Source organism: Sphingomonas sp. PAMC26645 (assembly GCF_004795835.1).
In the GTDB taxonomy this organism is placed as follows: domain Bacteria; phylum Pseudomonadota; class Alphaproteobacteria; order Sphingomonadales; family Sphingomonadaceae; genus Sphingomonas.
Genome location: NZ_CP039249.1, coordinates 3,144,894 through 3,165,457, shown reverse-complemented (window position 1 = coordinate 3,165,457; position 20,564 = coordinate 3,144,894). Strand labels below are relative to the sequence as shown.

General features: G+C 62.8%; 16 protein-coding genes. 5 read left to right on the top strand and 11 right to left on the bottom strand.

Features of this window, described 5'->3' with window-relative positions:
- Both E5673_RS14555 and E5673_RS14550 read right to left on the bottom strand, forming a co-directional pair.
- Positions 1 to 1,149 (bottom strand): MFS transporter, encoded by a 1,149-nt coding sequence (locus E5673_RS14555; protein WP_136190566.1) that lies wholly within the window; start codon positions 1,147 to 1,149, stop codon positions 1 to 3.
- Positions 1,150 to 1,152: 3 nt separating this feature from the next.
- Complete coding sequence (locus tag E5673_RS14550; protein ID WP_136190565.1) at positions 1,153 to 2,265, bottom strand: epoxide hydrolase family protein; 1,113 nt, start codon at positions 2,263 to 2,265, stop codon at positions 1,153 to 1,155.
- Between the two features lie 99 nt (positions 2,266 to 2,364).
- Here E5673_RS14550 and E5673_RS14545 point away from each other — a divergent pair, with 99 nt between their 5' ends.
- Positions 2,365 to 2,946 (top strand): CGNR zinc finger domain-containing protein, encoded by a 582-nt coding sequence (locus E5673_RS14545; RefSeq protein ID WP_136190564.1) that lies wholly within the window; start codon positions 2,365 to 2,367, stop codon positions 2,944 to 2,946.
- A gap of 323 nt (positions 2,947 to 3,269) precedes the next feature.
- On the opposite strand, the gene E5673_RS14540 is transcribed toward E5673_RS14545, so the two are convergent.
- The 9 genes from E5673_RS14540 to E5673_RS14500 all read right to left on the bottom strand — a co-directional run bounded on the left by E5673_RS14540 (position 3,270) and on the right by E5673_RS14500 (position 14,189).
- A complete protein-coding gene (locus E5673_RS14540) occupies positions 3,270 to 4,067 on the bottom strand; it encodes an alpha/beta hydrolase (protein ID WP_136190563.1) in 798 nt (265 codons plus the stop codon).
- Between the two features lie 98 nt (positions 4,068 to 4,165).
- The gene (locus E5673_RS14535; RefSeq protein WP_136190562.1) at positions 4,166 to 4,945 is read right to left on the bottom strand and encodes a zf-HC2 domain-containing protein; all 780 of its coding nucleotides are present in this window, start codon (positions 4,943 to 4,945) and stop codon (positions 4,166 to 4,168) included.
- The gene (locus E5673_RS14530) at positions 4,942 to 5,445 is read right to left on the bottom strand and encodes a sigma-70 family RNA polymerase sigma factor (protein WP_136190561.1); all 504 of its coding nucleotides are present in this window, start codon (positions 5,443 to 5,445) and stop codon (positions 4,942 to 4,944) included. The genes E5673_RS14535 and E5673_RS14530 overlap by 4 nt, the downstream gene beginning before the upstream one ends.
- Before the next feature lie 706 nt (positions 5,446 to 6,151).
- Positions 6,152 to 7,345, bottom strand: a complete 1,194-nt coding sequence (locus E5673_RS14525; RefSeq protein WP_210731750.1) for an acetate/propionate family kinase — start codon at positions 7,343 to 7,345, stop codon at positions 6,152 to 6,154.
- Positions 7,338 to 9,746 (bottom strand): phosphoketolase family protein, encoded by a 2,409-nt coding sequence (locus E5673_RS14520; RefSeq protein ID WP_210731749.1) that lies wholly within the window; start codon positions 9,744 to 9,746, stop codon positions 7,338 to 7,340. Before E5673_RS14520 ends, E5673_RS14525 begins: the two co-directional genes overlap by 8 nt.
- 82 nt (positions 9,747 to 9,828) lie before the next feature.
- Positions 9,829 to 10,731 carry a fructose bisphosphate aldolase gene (locus E5673_RS14515; RefSeq protein ID WP_136190560.1) on the bottom strand — a complete coding sequence of 301 codons (903 nt, stop codon included), beginning with the start codon at positions 10,729 to 10,731 and terminating at the stop codon, positions 9,829 to 9,831.
- Between the two features lie 30 nt (positions 10,732 to 10,761).
- On the bottom strand, positions 10,762 to 11,832 hold the full coding sequence (locus E5673_RS14510; RefSeq protein WP_136190559.1) for a fumarylacetoacetate hydrolase family protein: 1,071 nt from the start codon (positions 11,830 to 11,832) through the stop codon (positions 10,762 to 10,764).
- A gap of 325 nt (positions 11,833 to 12,157) precedes the next feature.
- Positions 12,158 to 12,859 (bottom strand): DUF6629 family protein, encoded by a 702-nt coding sequence (locus tag E5673_RS14505; protein ID WP_136190558.1) that lies wholly within the window; start codon positions 12,857 to 12,859, stop codon positions 12,158 to 12,160.
- 76 nt (positions 12,860 to 12,935) lie between these two features.
- Positions 12,936 to 14,189, bottom strand: a complete 1,254-nt coding sequence (locus E5673_RS14500) for a cupin domain-containing protein (protein ID WP_136191531.1) — start codon at positions 14,187 to 14,189, stop codon at positions 12,936 to 12,938.
- A 418-nt stretch (positions 14,190 to 14,607) separates the two neighbouring features.
- Between E5673_RS14500 and E5673_RS14495 the strand changes: the two genes are divergently transcribed.
- From E5673_RS14495 to E5673_RS14480, 4 genes are all read left to right on the top strand, one after another.
- Positions 14,608 to 16,488 carry a GGDEF domain-containing protein gene (locus E5673_RS14495; RefSeq protein ID WP_247599405.1) on the top strand — a complete coding sequence of 627 codons (1,881 nt, stop codon included), beginning with the start codon at positions 14,608 to 14,610 and terminating at the stop codon, positions 16,486 to 16,488.
- A 340-nt stretch (positions 16,489 to 16,828) separates the two neighbouring features.
- Positions 16,829 to 18,913, top strand: a complete 2,085-nt coding sequence (locus E5673_RS14490; RefSeq protein ID WP_247599686.1) for a M13 family metallopeptidase — start codon at positions 16,829 to 16,831, stop codon at positions 18,911 to 18,913.
- A gap of 507 nt (positions 18,914 to 19,420) precedes the next feature.
- Positions 19,421 to 20,023 carry an NADPH-dependent F420 reductase gene (locus E5673_RS14485; RefSeq protein ID WP_136190556.1) on the top strand — a complete coding sequence of 201 codons (603 nt, stop codon included), beginning with the start codon at positions 19,421 to 19,423 and terminating at the stop codon, positions 20,021 to 20,023.
- A gap of 3 nt (positions 20,024 to 20,026) precedes the next feature.
- Positions 20,027 to 20,530, top strand: coding sequence for an SRPBCC domain-containing protein (locus E5673_RS14480; protein WP_136190555.1), 504 nt, complete (start codon positions 20,027 to 20,029; stop codon positions 20,528 to 20,530).
- Positions 20,531 to 20,564: the final 34 nt, after the last annotated feature.

Genomic DNA, 20,564 nt, shown 5'->3' with positions numbered 1-20,564 from the left:
TCAGATCCTTTCTAGCGTTTTGCAACAGGGAGCGGTCCCGCCTCGTGATTGCATATTCAGCGAACAGGCGCCGACTGATAGCGAATGCTCGCACGAGCAATAACGACGGTCCGCAACTCGCACATCCATACCTGTGTATGATCCCGCAGCGTTGCGGAATGCTTCATGATAGACGTAGCAAGGACAGTGAAGCAGCCTGCCGCACAGGATGAGCATCGACGAAACCACGGACGTGAAGCTCGTCGCAGCGACGTTGAATGATCGGTCTGTCGTTCGCCGCCTCCGGGCGGGGGGCTCGGAAAGACGAAGGCGAAGTGTCATACCGTCTGGCCTCAGCGCTAAGGTTCTCTCCAGGCTGATCCGGCAACGATCTATCGTCTCAGCAAAGCGAGCGCGCCCGCCAGACCGACGAACGACAACGCGGCCATGCCCAAATATCCAGCTGCTCCGATGGCCTCGTAAAGCGTGCCTGATCCAAGCGTCGCAAGGCCCAGAAGCAGACCGGAAGCGAGGGCGCCGTTGATCTGCTGCGCCAGCCGAGCGGGCACGCGTTGCGACCGATGGCCCATTTTCGACCGTCAGATCCCTGGGAAGGAGGAAATGCGCCGCAACGACGGCTAGGGCAACCATGGCAGCCGTGCCGAGCAGAGCAACGGGCGGCCCGTACTCCGCAAGCGCCAGGCCCGCCGCGATGTTGCCGGCGACATAGGCGGCGGACCCCAGACCCCTCGGCGTGGCATAGGCGAAGCCCTCGGACGTCGCGCGACGAAGCACGATCACGTCGATGAGCGGCGAACAGGCGCTTACCGCCGTTGCCGCGACGAACCACGCAACTGCGAGCGCGGCAAAGCCATCGAGCAGCGCCATCGACGAATAGGCGGCAAGCGCCGATAACAGGAGAAGGACGACGGCCGTGCGCCGCAAGGCGAAGCCGTCGGCCCATAGGCCAAGCGCCGGCCCGGTGACGATGCGGGCGAGCATCGGCGCGGCAAGAAGCAGACCGATCTGTTCGCCGCTGAGGCCCACGGCGCGGAACCATGATGGCATGTAGGGCGACGCGATGCCGTTCCCCGCATAAAGCGCGGCATACACGAGACCCAGGCGAAGCGCACCGGCGCAGGCCCGGCGAGACGAGGCGACCGTTGCCACCGATCAGGCTATGCTGTCGATGGCGTGGCAGCGAAGATCGTCCGCGTATAGATCAGGAGCTTCCCAAGCCGGAAAGTGTCCTCCCTTGGGCATGATGGTGTAGCGGCGGACGTTGTAGAGGCGCTCGGCGAGTTCGCGCGGGGCAAGTGCGAGATCTTGCGGCCACATCGCCACTGCCGTGGGTGCACGGACGAAGTCGTCCGCCCTCAGCGGTGGGCGAAGCCGCGTGCCGTCGTAATAGTATCGCACCGAAGATCCGATCGTGTTGGTCGCCCAGTAGATCATCAGGTTGTCGATCAACGTCTCCATCGGCCAGACCGAGAGCAGATCCCCGCCGCAGTCCGTCCAGCCGTGAAACTTCTCTACGATCCAGCTCGCCAGTCCGACCGGCGAGTCGGCAAGGCCGTAGGAGAGCGTCTGTGGCTTAGAGCTCTGGATCGCCTGATACCCGCCTTCGTCCTTGCTCCAGATCGCAGCTCGACGTGCATAGTCCGCTTGGGCTTCGGTCGCGGGTCGATCGCCGGCTCGATCGGGTTTGGGCGCGACCGCGGAAACGTGAAGAGCGAGAACGCGGTCGGGATGGAGGAGCGCGATCCGCGTCGCCACACCCGATCCGACATCCGTACCGGCTACGAAGAAACGATCGTAGCCCAGTGCCGTCATCAGCTTCGGGTAGAGTTCGGCCGGCTCGATCTGGTAGGGACGACTAGGCTTGTCCGAGTAGCCGAAGCCTGGGTGCGTCGGAATTACGATGTCGAACGAGGGATCGCCGGCAGTGAGCAGCGGCACGAGGCGCTGATATTCGACGAAGCTGGAAGGCCAACCGTTCATCAGCAGCAACGGGATGGGCCGGGCACCTTGGCCGCGAAAATGCAGAGCGTGTACGCCATACCCATCGATCGTCGCGCGACGATGTGGCAGCCGGTTGAGGACTGCCGAGTGATCTCGCCAGTCGTAGTGATCCCGCCAGTGTCCCATTAGTGCGGCAAGAAAGCTGCTCTGCGTTCCCTGACTCCAGTCCGTCGTCACGGCGTCGTTCCATCGCACGGATGCAAGTCGACGGCGGAGATCATCCGTCATGTCCTGATCGAACGGTATCTCGAATGGTACGATCATGCCTGCTCTCCTTGCTTCTCCCGCACCTGCGATCCCTGCTGCGGCGAGCAGGCCGATGGCGTCACGGCGCGTTAACACGGTAAGGTCGATGTAGACGCCATGCGTTACCTCCTATATGTCTTTACCGGTAACATCAAGGGAACAGGAATGCCCGAACATCGCGAAGGAACCCCGACCGAACTGCGCGACCTCGAATCCTTCCTGTGGTGCGACTTCGATACGACCGCAGCGTGGCGGAAATGGTCAGAGCAGCGACGCTTCGACAGCCATGCTGCGGAGGCGAGTTTCAAGGAAGCTGGCGAGGTCCAGAGGGCGCTTCGCCAGCTTGAGGCATCGAACAACGGCATCACAGCTTCTGCGGATGTTTCGAAGGCCATGACCACGCTCAACCATGCGATCGAGCAACACGCGCTGAGGCCAAGAATCACGGCGGATGGCGTTCGAATGCATGCCGGTCCAGGCGACGCCGTCGGGCATGTTCTTCAGATCGCCATCCAGGCGATGACGACGTGCGCATGGCCCCGCTTCAAACTATGTCGGGACCCGGCATGCCGGGCTTCCTTCTTCGATGCCTCGAAGAACGGCAGCAAGATCTGGTGCTCGATGGAGCTCTGCGGGAGCCGCAACAAGATGCGGCGGCACCGGGGGAAGGCTGCCCCCCCGACGCAGGACGTTGTCTAACGAAATCCTCGGGCGGAGCGATAGCGATCCAACGATGCGTGAATGAATGAGTGCGTGACTAGGGAAGAACTGGAGGCGGCAAGCGCCCATTTGCGAGCGATGGTCATCACTAATCCGGCTGGCATACCGCGAGGCTGCAATGTGTCAGTCCGAACATGAAGCTCCCACTTCCACCTGATCGAGCGCTCATTGCGAGTTCGATCCAAATGCCGATTTCGGGAATGTCTCGGCACGCAAGATCCTGCGGCCGGCGAGCGGATCCGTGCGAAGGTGCCGTGGTGCCGTCCGGCAGCGCAATCGGCTGCTGGACGGCACAGACAGAATTATTTCCGCCCGGAAGCTTCGAGAACGAGCTTGGCGATCTCCTTGGGGTGCGAAATAAGAGAAAGATGGCTCGCTTTCAGTTCGATGGTCTTCGCGCCCATCCGTTTGGCCATGTAGCGCTCCAGATCGGGGTTGATCGTCCGGTCATCCGTTGAAACCGCGTAGAAGCTGGGCTTCGAACGCCAAGCCGCCTGCGTCGTCTTGCCCGTCAGAAGCGCTTTGTGGAACGGCTGCTGGACGGCGTACAGCGCCCTTGCTCTTGCTGGCGGAAGATCCCCTCCGAAATCGCGAAGGAACGCTTCTTCGGTGAGGCGCCCTTCGTCACCGTCGAAGACGATCCCGGCCGAGGCGGGCGGCGTCGGAAACCGCTTGGCAAGCGCCGCGTAGTCCTCTCCTGCGTCCGGTGCACGTGCGGCGACATAGACGACGGCCGAAACGCCCGGGTCGACCCCCGCTTCGGAAACGATCATCCCGGAGAAGGAGTGGCCTACGAGGACGGTCAGTCCATTCTGGCGGGCGAGCACCTTGCGCGTCTCCGCGACGGCATCCTCCAGAGTGGTGAGGGGGTTCTGCACGGACGTGACGTTCAGACCCCTTGCCTGAAGGAGCGGAATCACTTCGGACCAGCTCGATCCATCGGCGAAGAGCCCATGGACGAGGACCACGTTGTCTGCCGTCGCAAGAGGCGCGGCTCCCGCAATCCCCGGCACGGCCAGACCCGCAGCGGCCAAACCAGCTAGCGAGCCGAACGCTCGGCGGCTCATGCTTACTGGTATTTCCTGATCATCGTAGGTCATGGCGGGGCATCTCCGATGCGGTGGAACCTGTCTCTCCGACATCAGACACCCGAGCGCGGCCGTTATTCCACATCGGCGCAAATATTCTGCAGGCGTACCTATGAGCCTTCGCCCGTGGTTCTCTTCCGCACGACCTCCGCGATGTCGTGCAGCCTGGTTTCGTCCTGCCCGGATACGACGCTGAACCCGACGCCGCGTCGCGACCAGGCATATCCCGTCGCCCCGTCCACGGGCACCGGTCTCATCGCTGCATCCGTGTCGATGCCGATCATCAACCGAACCATCACGCCGATCCGTTGATTCTCATGGTTCCTGTAGATGAAGAGCGCGGCCGATCCCTGCTTGGTCGGGATCACGCGGCCGCCCAGCAGGTCGTAGCCGGCCGTCCGAAGATCCGGAGCCGGCACGACCCGGCCCCGATCGGTCGCGTCGAACCCCACGCGCAGCACCGGAGCGCCGTTCACCCTATCAAGTGCATGGGGATCATGCTCGAACACCCGCTGCGCTACGGCGGCCTGCTGCCCAAGGGAGGCGAGGCCATGCGGTTCCGATGGCCCCCGTCCGAGCCAGCCGACGCCGGTTCCCGACAGGAAGGCCGCTGCGATGCCAGCGGCGATGGCTTGTCCGGACGAGCGACGACCACGCCGAGGAGGAGAGAGCCTTCCCGGCGAGAGCGCATCCGGGACTGGCTCCGCTGCCTTGTGGGCGAGCGCGCGTCGCAGGGCGAACGTGTCCGCCTGCCAGGCGCCGACCCGAGCGGCAGCTTCCGGGTTGTTCGCGAGATGTCGGTCCACCCGCGCCGATGATCGAGCATCCAGCAGGCCGTCGACGTAGGCATGGAGAACATCGTCCCCGACGCTGTCATCCTCCTCCGTCATGGCCTCCACCCCGGAACGCTCTTGGCATCGGAAGGTGGCGCGTCGCGGAGCCTGTCGCGCGCCCGGCTGAGGCGTGACATGACGGTTCCGATCGGGATGCCGAGCGTCGATGCCGCGCTGGCGTAATCCAGACCTTCCACCGCTACCAGAAGCAACACCGCCCGCTGGTCGTCTGGTAGTCGGTCTAGGCGGCGAAGAACGTCGTGCAACTCGATACCGGCGTCCTGATCCGCCGCTACGGCTACATCGGCATCCGGATGATCGACCATGACGGCTCCGAGCACGCGCCGACGGCGCCATTGGTTCACGAAGAGATTGTGCATGATCGAAAACAGCCAGGGGCGGAGGTCTCCCGTTCCACGCCGGTTTTCCATGCCGTCGATCGCCCGCAACAGGCTGCCTTGAACCAGGTCGTCCGCATCGTCGCGACCGCGCAGGAGGGCGAACGCGTAGCGACGCAGGGCGGGGATATGGTCCTCCAGGTTCAACAGCCGCTCCATCTATGCGAATGTAGGACCGCGAATTGCGGAAGCTACGGGTTGCGTCGGATCCCAAACGGGGAACGCGACCGGTGGCAGGAGCTGCCGAACAAGGACGGTCGGTCGACACGGCCGTCCGATCCCTCCGCGTACGCTCCACGCAGACGCAGATCCCCGGCACCGATGAATGGTCGGCGATCGGACGATCTGCACTCACCTCGACGGCCGCTGCCGCGAGCCATGCTAGCCTAAGCCGTGCAAAGGGAAGTCCATCGATCGACAACACCGCTGTCGGAATATTCGCCACGATCGCGGCCGTGTGCAGGCGATGACGTAAGTCACCGAGTTTCGATCCGACCATGTGATCGTATTTTCAGAATTCCGCCGTATCCTCGCTGCGCACCCACTTTGTTCATGGACGTTTCCATCCCGGTCCGGTCGTCGCCACCACGACCTACAGACCGCAAGAGCCGGACTGCTGCAATCATACGTTGGTTTCGATAGGCGCAACCGAAGCTCGGTTGCCCTCGGTGACTTCAAGGAGGGGAGGGGGGCCACGCCATGTGCTGCCATCCCGAGACCATGCCGTGGATCGTAGTCATCGTCTGTCGAAGGGTGTTTCCCGAAAGGTGGCAGCTAAACCGCCTGCGAGTGTTCGTCTGCTGACGCACGGTTTGGACGCTGGTCCGGTCAATGATGAACTTCGCTGCGCCGATCGCGAAACGCGCTAGGCGTTCAGGCATGCGATGGCATGTCCGGCGATGATGGCCTCCTCGTCGGTTTCCATTGTCTCGACCGAAATTCCTCCGCCTTCCGGCGATATGACCGGTTTGTTAGATCGGTTCGCCTCTTCGTCGGTCGCGCAACCGGTCCAGCCGAGCCATCCGATGACCGATCGCCGTATCTGCCAAGCATGCTCCCCGACCCCACCGGTGAACACGAACCGATCGACTCCCCCAAGAGTGACCATCAGCGCTGCCGCCTGGCGGGCGATCAGGAACGCGAACAGATCGAGCGCCTCGCGCGCTTCCGGCGCATCCGAAGCGAGCAGCGTCTCGACGTCCGAAGATATGCCGGAGACGCCGAGCAGGCCGCTTTCATGATACAGCAGATGTTCGATCCGCGAGGCGTCGTAGCCCTTCGCCTGCATCAGATACAGCAGGATGCCGGGGTCCAGGGTACCGGGGCGCGTACCCATCATCACGCCGTCGAGAGCGGTGAACCCCATGGTCGTATCGACGCTCGCGAGGTTCCGCATGGCGCACAGGCTCGCTCCGCTTCCAAGATGGGCGACGATCACGCGCTCGTCCGGCGCGCATCGCCCCCCTCTCCGGAGCTTGGCCGCGATGGCCTCGTAGGAAAGGCCGTGGAACCCGTAGCGGCGTATTCCGTCCTCCTCCAGCGCACGGGGGAGGGGGTAGCGGCTGACCGGGGGAAGTAGTCCATGGTGGAAGGCGGTGTCGAAGCACGCGAACTGCGGCAGGTCGGGGCGCGATTGGCGAAGCTGGCGGATCGGTGCCAAGCTGGCGGGCTGATGCAGCGGAGCCAGGGGCGTCAGTGCGTCGAGGCGGAGGAGGACCTCGTCGTCGATCCGGACAGGATCGACGAAGTCTCGGCCGCCATGGACCACGCGGTGACCTACCCCGATCAGCGCGGCGTCGCCGAGATGCTCCTCGATCCAGCCTATCAGCCGCTCCGTCCAGGCAGCGGTTCCGTCATTCCGCCACCGTTCGTCGACGAGGACGGCACCCGTCGCGTCCGAGACCCGGAAATGCGGCGTGCCGGTGTCCTCGCCGGTGAGGCTTCCCCTCAATGTAGCGACCGGCAACGTCGCTCGGTCGGAGGAGCCGAACAGCGCGAACTTCACGCTCGACGACCCGGCGTTCAACGCCAGGACCGCCGATCCGCCGGCGTCAGTCACCGCCCTTCTCCACAGCGGTCTCGGTCGGCCAGCCCCAGTCCCGGATCTCCGGCATGTCCTCCCCGTAAGTTGTCACGTAGCCGTGATGCTCGATCAGCTTGTCGCGGAACGCCTGCTTGGCATGCGCTGCCGTTCCCGACAGCCCTGGCACGCGATCGATGACGTCCATCGCCAGGTGGAAACGGTCGAGCTTGTTGCGCACCACCATGTCGAACGGCGTGGTGGTGGTGCCTTCCTCGAGGAATCCGCGGGCGTGGACGTTGTGATGGTTCGTGCGTCGGTACGTCAGTCGATGGATGAGATACGGGTAGCCGTGGTAGGCGAAGATCACCGGCCTATCCCGCGTGAATATCGCATCGAAGTCGGCATCGACGAGCCCATGGGGATGCTCCTCGTGCGGTTGCAGGGTCATCAGGTCGACGACGTTGACGACGCGTATCCTGAGGTCGGGCAGATGCCTGCGCAGCAGATCGACGGCGGCGAGCGTCTCGATCGTGGGAACGTCGCCGGCGCACGCCATGACGACGTCGGGTTCCGCACCGTCGACGTCCGTACCGGCCCAGCTCCAGATCCCCAGACCCGCCGCGCAGTGGATCTCGGCTTCGTCCGCCGTCAGCCACTGCGGAGCCGGCTGTTTGCCGGCCACCACGACGTTGATCCGGTCGTACGTGCCGAGGCAGTGGTCGATCGTGCGCAACAGCGTGTTCGCGTCCGGAGGCAGATAGACGCGTACCACGTCGGCCTTCTTGTTGACGACGTGGTCAATGAAGCCGGGATCCTGATGGCTGAAGCCGTTGTGGTCCTGGCGCCATACGTGGCTGGACAGCAGATAGTTGAATGATCCGATGGATCGACGCCAGTTGAGCTCGCGCGACTTCTTCAACCACTTCGCATGCTGGTTGAACATCGAGTCCACGATGTGGACGAATGCCTCGTAGCAGTTGAAGAGGCCGTGGCGGCCGGTCAGGAGATAGCCCTCGAGCCAGCCCTGGCAGAGATGCTCGGACAGCACCTCCATCACCCGACCGTCCCGACCAAGTCCTTCGTCGTATGACAGCACCGGCTCCATCCACATGCGCGTCGTCACGTCGAAGACCGCGTCGAGACGATTCGAGCTGGTTTCGTCGGGGCCCATGATCCGGAAGTTCCGGGTCTTGGCGTTCAAGGTCAACACATCGGTGAGATAATGACCCAAGGTCCGGGTCGCCTCGCCGATCGTTCCGCCCGGCGCAGGCACGTCGATCGCATGATCGCGCCAGTCGGGCCGCTTCAGCGCCGAGCGCAGCCGTCCTCCGTTTGCATAGGGGGACGACCCCATCCGCTTGTCGCCTCTAGGCGCCAAAGCCGCGAGTTCGGCTACGAGCCTGCCGTCCTGATCGAACAAAGTGTCCGGCTGGTAGCTCCGCATCCAGTTCTCGAGCAACTCGCGGTGAGCGTCGTTCTCCCTCGCCTCGGCGATCGGGACCTGATGCGCTCGCCAGAAGCCTTCGACCTTCTTGCCGTCCACGAATTTCGGACCGGTCCAGCCCTTTGGGCTGCGCATCACGATCATCGGCCAGTTCGGCAGCGAGGTCACGCCGTTCGTCCGCGCGTTAATCTGGATGCGTGCGATGCGGTCCAGCGCTTCGGCGAGCGTGGCTGCCATCTGAGGATGCATCAGTGCGGGTTCGTCGCCCTCCACGAACAAGGGCGCATAGCCGAAGCCTTCGAACAGCTTGGTGATCGTCGCGTCGTCCATCCGACCCAGGATCGTCGGGCCCGCGATCTTGTAGCCGTTGAGATGGAGGATGGGCAGCACCGCGCCATCGTGAAGTGGATTAAGGAACTTGTTGCTGTGCCAAGACGCGGCCAAGGGCCCGGTCTCCGCCTCGCCATCGCCGATCACGCAGGCGACCACGAGATCGGGATTGTCGAACGCGGCCCCGTAGGCGTGGACGAGCGAATAGCCGAGTTCGCCGCCTTCGTGGATCGAACCCGGAGTCTCAGGAGCCGCATGGCTCGGGATCCCGCCCGGAAAGGAGAACTGCCGGAACAGTTCCTTCATCCCCGACGCGTCCTGAGTGATCGCCGGATAGATGTCGGTGTAAGATCCCTCGAGCCAGGTGTTGGCGACCATGCCGGGGCCGCCATGGCCGGGTCCGCATATGTACAGGATGTCCAGGTCGCGTTGCCTGATCATGCGGTTCAGGTGGACGTAGATGAAATTGAGGCCCGGCGTGGTCCCCCAATGGCCGAGCAGCCGCGGTTTGACGTCCTCCTTGCGCAGTGGTTCGCGCAGCAGAGGATTGTCCATAAGATAGATCTGACCGACGGACAGATAGTTGGCGGCATGCCAATAGCGATTGAGCAGCTCGCCTTCCTGCGGGGAGAGCGGCGGTGTTTCCATACTTGCGTCGGTCATGCGGAATCCTTGTGCCGGGGAAGGCAGGCGATCCCTGCGGGCTTGCAGTGCCTGTAACTTTTCGATTCCAGCCGGAGCGGGCCTATGCCGAGCCGACCTTGACGGTGGACGCCTGAAAGATCTGCTCGATCGCGGACGCAAGCACAGCATCGAACGTCGAATCGTTCATGCTCCGACGCAGGTCCCCTATGAGCGCGCGCGAAAAGCTCGCGATCAGTCCGTCGTTGACCGCCAGACGCTTACAAGCCTCGTCGCGTCCGTAGCCTCCAGATAGGGCAACGACCCGCACGACGCGGTCGTGGCGGATCAGCCGTTCGTAATGGTTCGCCTTCTCGGGCAGCGTCAGCTTGACCATGATCCTGCGACCGTCCGGGAGATCGTCCGCCGAGCGCAGAAGTTCGTCCAGCAGAATGTCCTCTGCCTCCGCCTTGTCCGGGCTCCGGATCAGGATCTCCGGTTCGAGGATCGGCATCAGGCCGTGGCCTGCGATCCGAGCAGCAACCTCGAACTGCTGCGCTACGATCGCAGAAATGCCGCTCCGCGATGCGAGACGTATGGTGGAGCGCATCTTGGTGCCATGGATCCCAAGTCGTACGGCGCGCTCGAGCGTCGCGTCGAGAGCAGGCATCGCCTTCATCAGGCTGACGCCGTCGGCTTCCGCCTCGAGCCCCTTGTCGACCTTCAGAAACGGAACGATGCCCCGATCCTCCCAGAGGAATGCTGGGGTCGGCTTGCCGCTTACGTCCTCATCCATCGTGGCCTCGAACAGGATCGCCGCGATGATGCGATCGTCGCGAAACGCCGGGGCGGTCATGATCCGCACGCGCATCTCGTGGATGAGACGGAACATCTCTCCGTCGTCGCTGTAGTCGCCATCGTCCACGCCGTACGATCTCAGCGCGCCCGGGGTCGAACCCCCGCTCTGATCAAGGGCCGCGAGAAAACCCTTCGCGCATGCCATCCGCGTCGCCATCATGTCGTTCATAGGACCTGCCCACAGAAGGAAGTCATTAGATCAACGATCGTTCTCGACTAACCGCGCTTTTGTGGCCGAAGAGATCGAAGTGGTATGCGAATTCATATTCGCGTTCGCCGGTTGGACTTCAGCTAAACGCCGCGCACGTTCGTCCGTCAACGTCGTTGCGGCAACGTGGTCAGCGTGAAGGTTGATTGGTCGACTTGATCTGCTCGCCACCCTGTTTTCGAGATGGCCTACGCCGTCTATCTCGAGCCGAATCTTGTCACCTGGCTTCAACCAGTGTCCGTTCTCCATTCCCGAACCGTTCGGCCACGTGCCTGTCGCAAAAAACTCGCCGGGGTGGAGGGTTTCCGATCGCGATACGTGCGCTACCGCCTGTCCGATCGTGTGCTGCATCCCGGCGGAGGAGCACTGCGCCACCACGTCGCCATTGATGATGACGCGGCCCGTCAGGCGGTCGATGTCTGGCAGGATCACGTTCGCGGAGACTACCGTCGACGACAATGCGCTGCAGAAGCTCTTGGACTTCTGCGGTCCGAAACCGCTACCCATTTCGGGCATCTGCACGTCGCGTGCGCTGAAGTCGTTGAACACGGTGAAGCCACCGATCGCAGCCAACGCCTCCTCCGGCGTCGCGTCCCGCAGCGGGCGCTCGAGGAAGAAGCCCAGCTCCAGCTCGTAATCCAGGGCGTCCGTGTAAGACGGCCAACCAATCAATGCGCCGTTGCCTACGAAGGCCAGATGATTGCTCATGTAGTAGATGGCCTCTTTGTACCATAGCGGCGGCGGTCGAAGCGGCGGGAAGTCTCTTCCAGTCATCGCCTCGAAGCCTCGCGCGAGACGCGCGACGGCCGGCCGGTACCTTTTGAGATAGCCGTGCCCTGCTTGGACGAAATGGCGCTCGTAAAGCATGAAGTCGCGATAGGACCTGGGCTGGAGCGCAAGCGCATCGCCCTCCCATGAGCGCGCACTTGGCGGATTGCCCTCCATCGCCGCGATCAGTTCGAGCTCCTCATCACGATGAACATCGCCGACCGGTTCCCAAGTATCTCCGACCTCCACCACGAGTCGGGCCGATCGGTCGGATTCGATCCATCGAAGCTTCATGCTCTCGTGTCACTTCCGATGGCCGAGTCTGTTCCGCTACTTCCTGTCGACGTCGTAAGCGGTCGCGCGGAGCACATCGGCGCTTGTCCGCGAGCCGATGGCGGAAAGCCGGGCGTCGGACGTAACCGCGGCAGGTGCGACGAAGCATGGCGGACTGGGGACGGTCGGACCTGCACGGTTGCGCATTTCGGCCCTGGTGCAACAGTCGTTCGAAAAGGTAGCGGCGAGGCGCTGCGCGAACGGCCAAACCGACTTGTCCGCACGTCCGCCGAACTCGATATTCCTTGTGCCTGCACGATGTACGCAAAGTGTTCTTGCTTATCGGTCATGACGCTCGGAGCCACGTCAGCAGGAACGGCTTGTGAGCCGACGAAGCGCCGTTTGGCGTCGCGACGTCGATCTTGCGCCGGTGGAACTGCCAATAGAGCATGACGCTCAGGATCGCGGCGTAGAAGCACCAGACCGAGGCGAAGGCATAGCCTTTGACCAAGTGGACGATCGTCAGCCCGATCATGTTCACGACGCCGTACGTCCTGACGACGCGGTGGGTGGACAGCAGCAGTGCGCCGCACGTCGCCAATATGTAGAGGACCGACACGACCATGTTGCTGGTCATCGGGTTACGATATGCGATCGAGGAATGTTCGACGAACGCGTGGACCGGGAACAGGATCAGGCCCACGATGTTCCAGGCGCATACGAATGCGCCGGCTATGGTGAGCCCGACGATCGCGGTGCGACGCCAGCCGACCGGCTCCATCAACGCCACCGCCGCCGGCATCAACGTCGGAAGGACGCCGAGCGCGTACAGCATGAACAGCAGTACGGCATGGTCGAGTGCAACCCGCCCGAGTTCGCCGTGGAATGCCAGCCAGACCAGCCCCTCGCAGAACTGATGCCCGGCGAAAAGCATCGGTACGGAAGCGAAGAGCAGGGCGCGGGGCTCGCGAACTTGGCGCAGCGTCGCCACGCCGATTGTCGCCAGCACCCCGGAGGCGACGAAGCTTGCAGTAGCCGAAAAGCACATGAGGGGTCTTTCAAGCTATCATAGGTATGGAACGTGACGTGTTCCGTGGCACTGCCAGCGACGCTCGGGGTAGCCGTCAAATCGGCACGATCCCCGGTCCGCCGCGTGGAAACCGCTTGATCGTCGACGCCGGAATGTTGAGATGCTGGGCGACGAGATCGGGCGGCAGGTGCGTGAGCCAGTTCGACAGCGACACCTCCTCATAGCGATCCGTGCGGAATATCTCGAGGAAGACGAGGTCGCCGGTTCCGGTATTCTCGATGTAATGGCCCTGACTCTTCTTCACATAGCCGACGTCGCCCGGATTGAAGTCCATCGTGACCGCCTTGGGACCATTGTCGAAGATCGTCATGCGCCCCTTGCCCTTCATCCAGTACTGCCACTCGTCCGCGTTCGGGTGCCAGTGGATCTCCCGCATGCCGCCCGGCTTGACGGTCACGAGTGCTGCCGCGACCGTCTTCGAGATCGGAAAGTTCTCACTGTCGGCGATCTGAATCGTGCCACCCGCCGTGGAATGGCGCGGCTTTGACCGAGAGAGATGGAAGATGACCGGTGCCGCACCCGGTACGACGTGCGCGGCTGCGCGATCAGCCGCCAGCGTGCCAGGCTCCTGACCCTGGAAGATCCATTTGCTGCTCAATGGTATCGTCTTGAATGCATCGGGTGGAACGTTGAAGTTCTTGGCTAGGATCTCGGGCGGAATGTGCGCGATGAATTCGCTCAGCAGCAGCGTGTTGTTCTCCGACTGCGCACCGTCGTCGAACGCCAGCACGAATTCGCAACCGTCGGGCCCGAGGCCCTGGAGCGAATGGGGGAGGCCCGCAGGGAAGTACCAGAGATCGCCCTCTTCGACATCGTCGACGCTCGCCCGGCCTTCCGCATCCATCGTCGTGATGCGGCACCGGCCGCGCGTCATGATCGACCACTCCGCGGTCAGGTGCCAGTGCAGTTCACGGATGCCACCGGCGGACAGGTGCATGTTGACGCCGGATATGGTCGTCGAGATCGCAAAGTCGGCCTTCGTCACCTGCCGCGCCCAGCCGCCGTTCTGTATACGCTTGTGGGCATTGTTGAACGATGCCCAGAACATTGGCAGACCGTCGACGTCGGTGGCTGGCGGGCTTCCCGCGGAGGGAAACTGATCTGCGAGCGCGGTGTTCTGCGGCCCGATCGGCGTGCGACGGGTCGCGGGGTTGTTCGCCGCGTTGATCGCCCCCTCTGGCGGTAGATCGGGATTGCCGTAGGTCTGGGCTCGGGCGGAGACGGTTGCGGCGGTTGCGCCGAACACGCTTGCGGCGACGAGGAAGTCACGACGTTTGGGGTTGACCACAGCGGTGCTCCACGGAACCAGGCGTTCCACCGATCTCGAAGACGCGATCGACGTCGTACCTGAATATCATCGGCCTGTTCTTACCGCGAGGCGTCGCCGCGACTACTATACCTAAGTGCTAGAACTCTCAGGTAGACGTTGCTGCCGGAGAAGAATGCCGTGCTCCAGACGTCGGGATCTGGACTATCTTGCGATCAAAAGAACGCACATATCCGCGTGCGAAACGCGTTGAACCAATGAAAGTCTATCGCGGGTTCGGTTCGGATATGACGTTTTTCGTATGTAGCATCGAAGGCTTCAACGCCTTCCGACACGAAGCGATAGGGCAACAATTATAGTCAAAATGGATCTATATGCTACCCAGTCTGAGTTGGACCATAAAGCAATCGTAAAGACGAATGTGATATGTATTTGACATATGGGCTTGGCAAAATCCGATCTCCGCAGAGACGGCGATGATACCGAAAGTATCCTGCTCCAGCTCCAAAATACGATTCTGCGGATGATCGCCAAAGGCGCAAGCCTCGACTCCACAAGCGCAGCGCTGTGTAGCGAGGTGGAGCGCATTCTTCCGGAAGTGATCTGTTCGGTTCTGATCGTCGATCCAGCAGGTCTACTCCACCCGTTGGCGGGTCCAAGCCTTCCTGACAGGTATTCTCATGCGCTCGATGGCGTCATGATAGGTCCGCTGTCAGGCTCCTGTGGAACCGCGGCTTATCTGAGGGCTGAGGTTGCGGCCGTCGACATCGAGACGGACGTCCGGTGGGCTGGGTTCAAGCACCTGGCACTTCCCCACGGGCTTCGCGCATGCTGGTCCAGTCCGATATGCGACGCTGCCGGGAGCGCGATCGCTACCTTTGCCTTCTACTACCGTGATGCAAGGGGGCCGACCGCGTTCGAACGCGAAGTGGTGGCCAACTGTGTTCACCTTACGCAGATAGCCATCGACCGGCACGACCGTGTTCTTGAGCACCAACGGCGTGCGTTTAAAGACGCGTTGACCGGACACCCGAACCGAGCCGCGTATCATGCTGCCCTCAATGAACTGGAAGGTGCTGCGTCCGGAAGTTGGGCGCTGTTCGTACTCGACCTCGATAACCTGAAGATCGTCAACGACACCTTCGGCCACCATGCCGGCGACAGACTCTTGCAGGTCGCGAGCGACAGGATCGCGGGCGCAGCCCGTCCGGGCCGTACGTTCCGGATCGGTGGCGACGAGTTTGCGGTGATACTTCAGGCAGGTGACGCCCTGAGGGATCTCGAAGCGACGGCAATGCATATCCTGGACTCGCTCGAACCCTCCGCCGATTGCGGCGGGCACATCGTTGTCCCTAGGGCCACCATCGGCGGAGCGGTTTACTCGCAGGACAATCCAACCGTAGAGCGCGTCCGCCAGAATGCAGACTTCGCGCTCTACCATGCCAAGGAAACCAGCCGAGGCGGGTTCGTACGATACTCGGCAGGGCTCGGTTCGAACATGACGCGGCGCATGGAAGCCATCAGGGAATTGAGCTCCGCACTGCGGGAGGATCGGGTCGAGGCGTACTACCAGCCGATCTTCCGGCTGGATACGCGTGAGGTCGTCGGACTGGAGGCGCTTTGCCGCATGCGCATCGGCGACACCGTCGTCTCCGCCGCGTCGTTCCATGAAGCGACCGCCGACGCCCAGGTTGCGACTTCGCTGACCGCGCGGATGATGACCCTTGTCGCTGTCGATCTGCGCAGATGGCTCGACTTGGGCATCCCGTTTCAGCATGTCGGCATCAACATATCGTCGGCGGATCTCAGCAATGGCTCCGTCGGACAGGTTCTCGCTGCAACGTTCGATCGTGAAGGGGTTCCTCTCGATCACGTCATCCTGGAAGTCACCGAGACGGTCTACATGGGGCGTGGCGATCAAGCCATCCAGAGGGCGATCAGGTCGCTAAGAGCCAGTGGCATCCGTGTGGCGCTGGACGACTTCGGGACAGGCTTCGCGTCGCTGACGCACCTACTTACGGTTCCCGTCGACGTCATTAAAATTGATAAGATGTTCGTCGACCATCTCGAACCCGACGGGGTGAGCCTTACCATCGTCGAAGGACTCATCCGGATCGCGAAGAAGATGGGCATCCGGATCGTGGCGGAAGGGATCGAGACCGAAGAACAGGTCGGGCAGCTTCGAGCCATCGGCTGTGTACTGGGGCAGGGGTACGTCTTTTCGCCGGCGGTCGACAGTGATGCCGCGACCGCCCTGCTCCTGGAACATGGGCAACGTATCTCGCGCCCGGCGATCGCATCGATCTCGATCGCTCGCTGACCGCAGGGCTGCCGTACGGGGAATATCGTCTCGCTGCAGAAAACCGCTGCCGAACTACGTGGATGCTTGGCCGCCGTGAAGCGCGACCTATCTCACGCGAACTCGCTACGGTTCAGCGCCCCATGGAGACCTTCGGGGCCCGTCGGATCGTCGACCCCAATCGAAAGTGCGTTTCGTTCTGCGCAGCGCCGCAGCGCCGCAGCCCGTAGTACGAGCTGCTGGCGCTGTTTGCGTTCCATGCGGAAGCGGGCTGGAGAAAGGCATCTGATCGGCTATGTGGCGGGACGCCCGCGCTCAACCGCCGGCAGCGGTTCGATACTTCTATAAGGCGACGTTGACGATGGAAAAGTGGTGGGGACCGGCCGCGTTGGCAGTGTTGGCGGCCTTGCCTGTCGGCGCGCCCGCCTCGCAATCCAAATCCTCCGTCGCCCCGGTGTACGGAGCCTGGGGGGTGGATCTGTCCGCCATTGATCCCACGGTGAAGCCCGGCGACGATTTCGACGTCTACGCCAATGGAGCATGGAACGTGCGTACGACGATCCCGGCTGACAAGTCGATCGTCTCGCTGCGGACCCGGATGGGGGATACGACCGAAAACCGTCTTCATGGGCTTCTCGCCGCTGCCGAGAGAACAGGCGGCAACGTGCCAACGGACCGGACGGGCAAGCTGGGAGCATTCTATGCCGCCTTCATGAACGACGGCAGCATCGACGTTCTCGGCGATCGTCCCATCCGCCCGGAGCTTAACGCCATCGCGGCGGCTCACGATCGTACGGAGCTCGCGCGTCTGATGGGTCGGGGAAAGAGCGACTTCTACGGTACGATCTTCGATTTGGACCTGGACGTCGACCTCAAGAACGCGGCGCGCTACGCAGTCCATGTCTCCCAGGCGGGGCTGGGGCTGCCGGACCGGGAATACTACTCCCAGCCTCAGCTGGCGCCGCAACTGGCGGCATACCAGACATATCTCACGCGGCTGCTGACGCTCGTCAAATGGCCGTATGCAACCTCGATGGCGCCGAGAGTCGTCGCTTTCGAAGCGCAGATCGCGGGCGCGAGCTGGACCAAGGTCGAGCAACGTGACGTGCATGCGAAGTACAATCCGCTGGCGACGGCTGGCCTAAATGATTTCGCACCGGGGTTCGACTGGTCCGCATTCCTAACCGAGGCCGGTCTGATCTCTCAGCCGAGGGTGATCGTGGCCGAGAAGAGCGCCCTGCCTCGCATCGCGGCGATCTTCGCGATCACGCCGCTCCCGGTGCTCAAGGCGTGGCAGGCCGCCAAGGTCGTCGACAACGCCGCCTTCTATATGTCCAAGCCGTACGCCGACGCGCGTTTCACCTTCCGTGACCAGGTTCTGGCTGGACAGACCGAGCAGCAACCACGCTGGCGTCGAGCGCTCACGGCCGTCGGCGGCGGCGATTGCGGCGCTACCGAGGAACAGATCGACTGCTTCGGCCACATGGATTTCGGTCTGGGCCAGCTCTACACTGACCGCTTCTTTCCAGCCGCTGACAAGACCCGCATCCAGCGACTGGTAGGCGACGTCAAGGCGGCTATGCGCGCCCGGCTCGAGCGATTGGATTGGATGAGCCCAGCGACGAAGCTAGAGGCGTTGCGCAAGCTGGACACCTACCAGATCAAGGTGGGCTACCCGGACCGGCCGCGAAATTACAGCGGTTTGCGGATCACGCGAGACGATCTCGTCGGAGATGTGCGCCGCACCGCAGCGTGGAACTGGCGCTTTCACACCTCGCGGCTGAACGATCCGGTTGATCGCTCGGACTGGACGATGACGCCGCAGACGAACGACGCCTATAATGGCTCGCTTCAGGATATCGTGTTCCCCGCGGCGATCCTTCAAGCGCCGATGTTCGATCCAGCGGCCGATCCGGCCGTCAACTACGGTGCGATCGGAGCGGTGATAGGGCATGAGCTCACGCACGGCTTCGATGACCAGGGGCGAAAGCTGGACGCCGACGGCCAGCTGCGCGACTGGTGGACGGCCGCCGACGCCGCTGCGTTCGAGGAGCGCGCCAAACGTCTCGGTGCGCAGTTCTCCAAGTTCGAGCCATTGACGGGCGTGCACGTCAACGGCGCCCTCACCATGGGGGAGAACATCGCGGACCTCGGCGGACTCACCATAGCGCTAGAGGCGTATCATCGATCGCTCGACGGGAAGGCAGCGCAGACGCTTGACGGCTACTCGGGCGACCAGCGGGTATTCCTTGGTTGGGCGCAGGCATGGCGCGGCCACGCCACACAGGACTTCGTTCGCAAGCAGGTTGCGACCGACCCACACGCGCCTCGCGCGTTCCGGATCATCGGTCCGGCTCGCAACATCGACGCCTGGTATAGGAGCTTTCATGTCGGTGCAGGCGAACGCTACTACCTCAAGCCGGGCGATAGGGTAGCGATCTGGTAGGTTGCACAGCCGCTCGTGCTAGCTGGCGGGTTTACGGCAGGTCGAGCACGAAGCGTTGCTCGACATCTACCTGCCCGCTCGTGGCAGAGCACCGGCGTAGCGTGCATCGAGCCTGACTTTTGACCGGGCAGGGGCATTCGGCAGCCAAGGGACGGACCCGCTCCGAGATGCATGGTGAGGCCGAGTGAGGATCGCGACACGAAGACGAGTTCAACGCGGCTGGGTCCGGACGGATCGCGAACCGGTGATCATGTGAAGTAGCGGCTATACCGTAGGATCGTCGGAAGCGACTGCCACCTTGGTAAGCGGACGGTGACCGGGCACCTCGCAAGCGTCATCGCTCCGGTTCGCATCCCGCGCGAAAATCGCCGATCCGAAACAGGTGCTGGACAGGGCTTGGCGGTGGAGTGGTCCGCGGATGCACCACCGATGTTCGGAAATGGCCAATCCCGGACGGCTCGCGTAGGTCCCATTTAGGTTTCCGAACACAACGATCGGACACTGATCATGAAATACGCGATTATCGGCTTCGGCCCTGTCGGCCAGGCGCTAGCCAGAATGTTCGCCCGAAAAGGCATCGAGGTCGTCGTCGCGACCACGCGTGGTCCCGATGCCATCGCGGCGCAGGCGGCTGCGATCGGCACGGGCATCATCCCCAAGTCCCTCAAGGACGCCGTTCAGGCCGATATCATCCTGCTTGCGGTGCCGTTTGGGGCCCACCCGGCGGTCGCCAAGGCCGCTCCGGATTGGCAGGACAAGACGATCATCGACGTCACCAACGCCTATGGCGTTCCTCTCGAGGAGCTCGGGCATCTCCCGTCATCGGCGGTGATCGCCAAGGCCTTCGTCGGCGCCAAGCTCGTCAAGGCGTTCAATCATCTTCCCGCAAGCATCCTCGATCAGGATCCAGCCGTTGCCGGCGGGCGCCGCGTGGTCTTCCTCGCGGGCGACGAGGAGGGTGCCACCGGCGCGGTGGCCACCCTCGTCGAACAGCTTGGCTATGCTCCGGTTAAACTCGGCGCGCTCGCCGAAGGCGGGACGCTCGTCCAGGCGCGCGGCACCACCTGGGGACCGCTGATCTTCCAGGATCTATACAAGAAGGAGGACTGAATCATGTACGATCACGTCATCTGGCCTGAGGCGTTCGACCCAAAGACATCGGCGATCTACGCGCTCAACGATATCGACGTCGCAGCGCCTCCCGAGGTCGTCTGGAAACTGCTCGTCGATGCCGAGAACTGGTCCGACTATTTTCCACCCGAAGACCAGGTTAAAATTCTGAGCGACGAGCACGAACTGCAGCTCGGCACACGGTATAGCCGAGTTACCGTCGGCTTCCCGATGAGCCTCGTCGTCACCGAGTCCGTGCCCGGTCAAAGGCTCGCGTGGTCGACGACCGTCGATGGCGATCATACCGGATCAAGCGCTTATCATGGCTGGGTCATCACCCCTACGGACACCGGTTGCCATCTGCTGACCGAGGAAACCCAGCAGGGCCCGTTCTTCCTCGAAGAGCTCGGCCGCAAGAACCCCGGGGCGCTCTACCGCTATCATCAGAACTGGGTCGAAGAGCTCAAGCGTGCGGCGGAAGCCGAAGTCCTCCGGGCAGCCAGTTAAGCCCCGATGAGATGCATGGACGCGGCTTATCTCG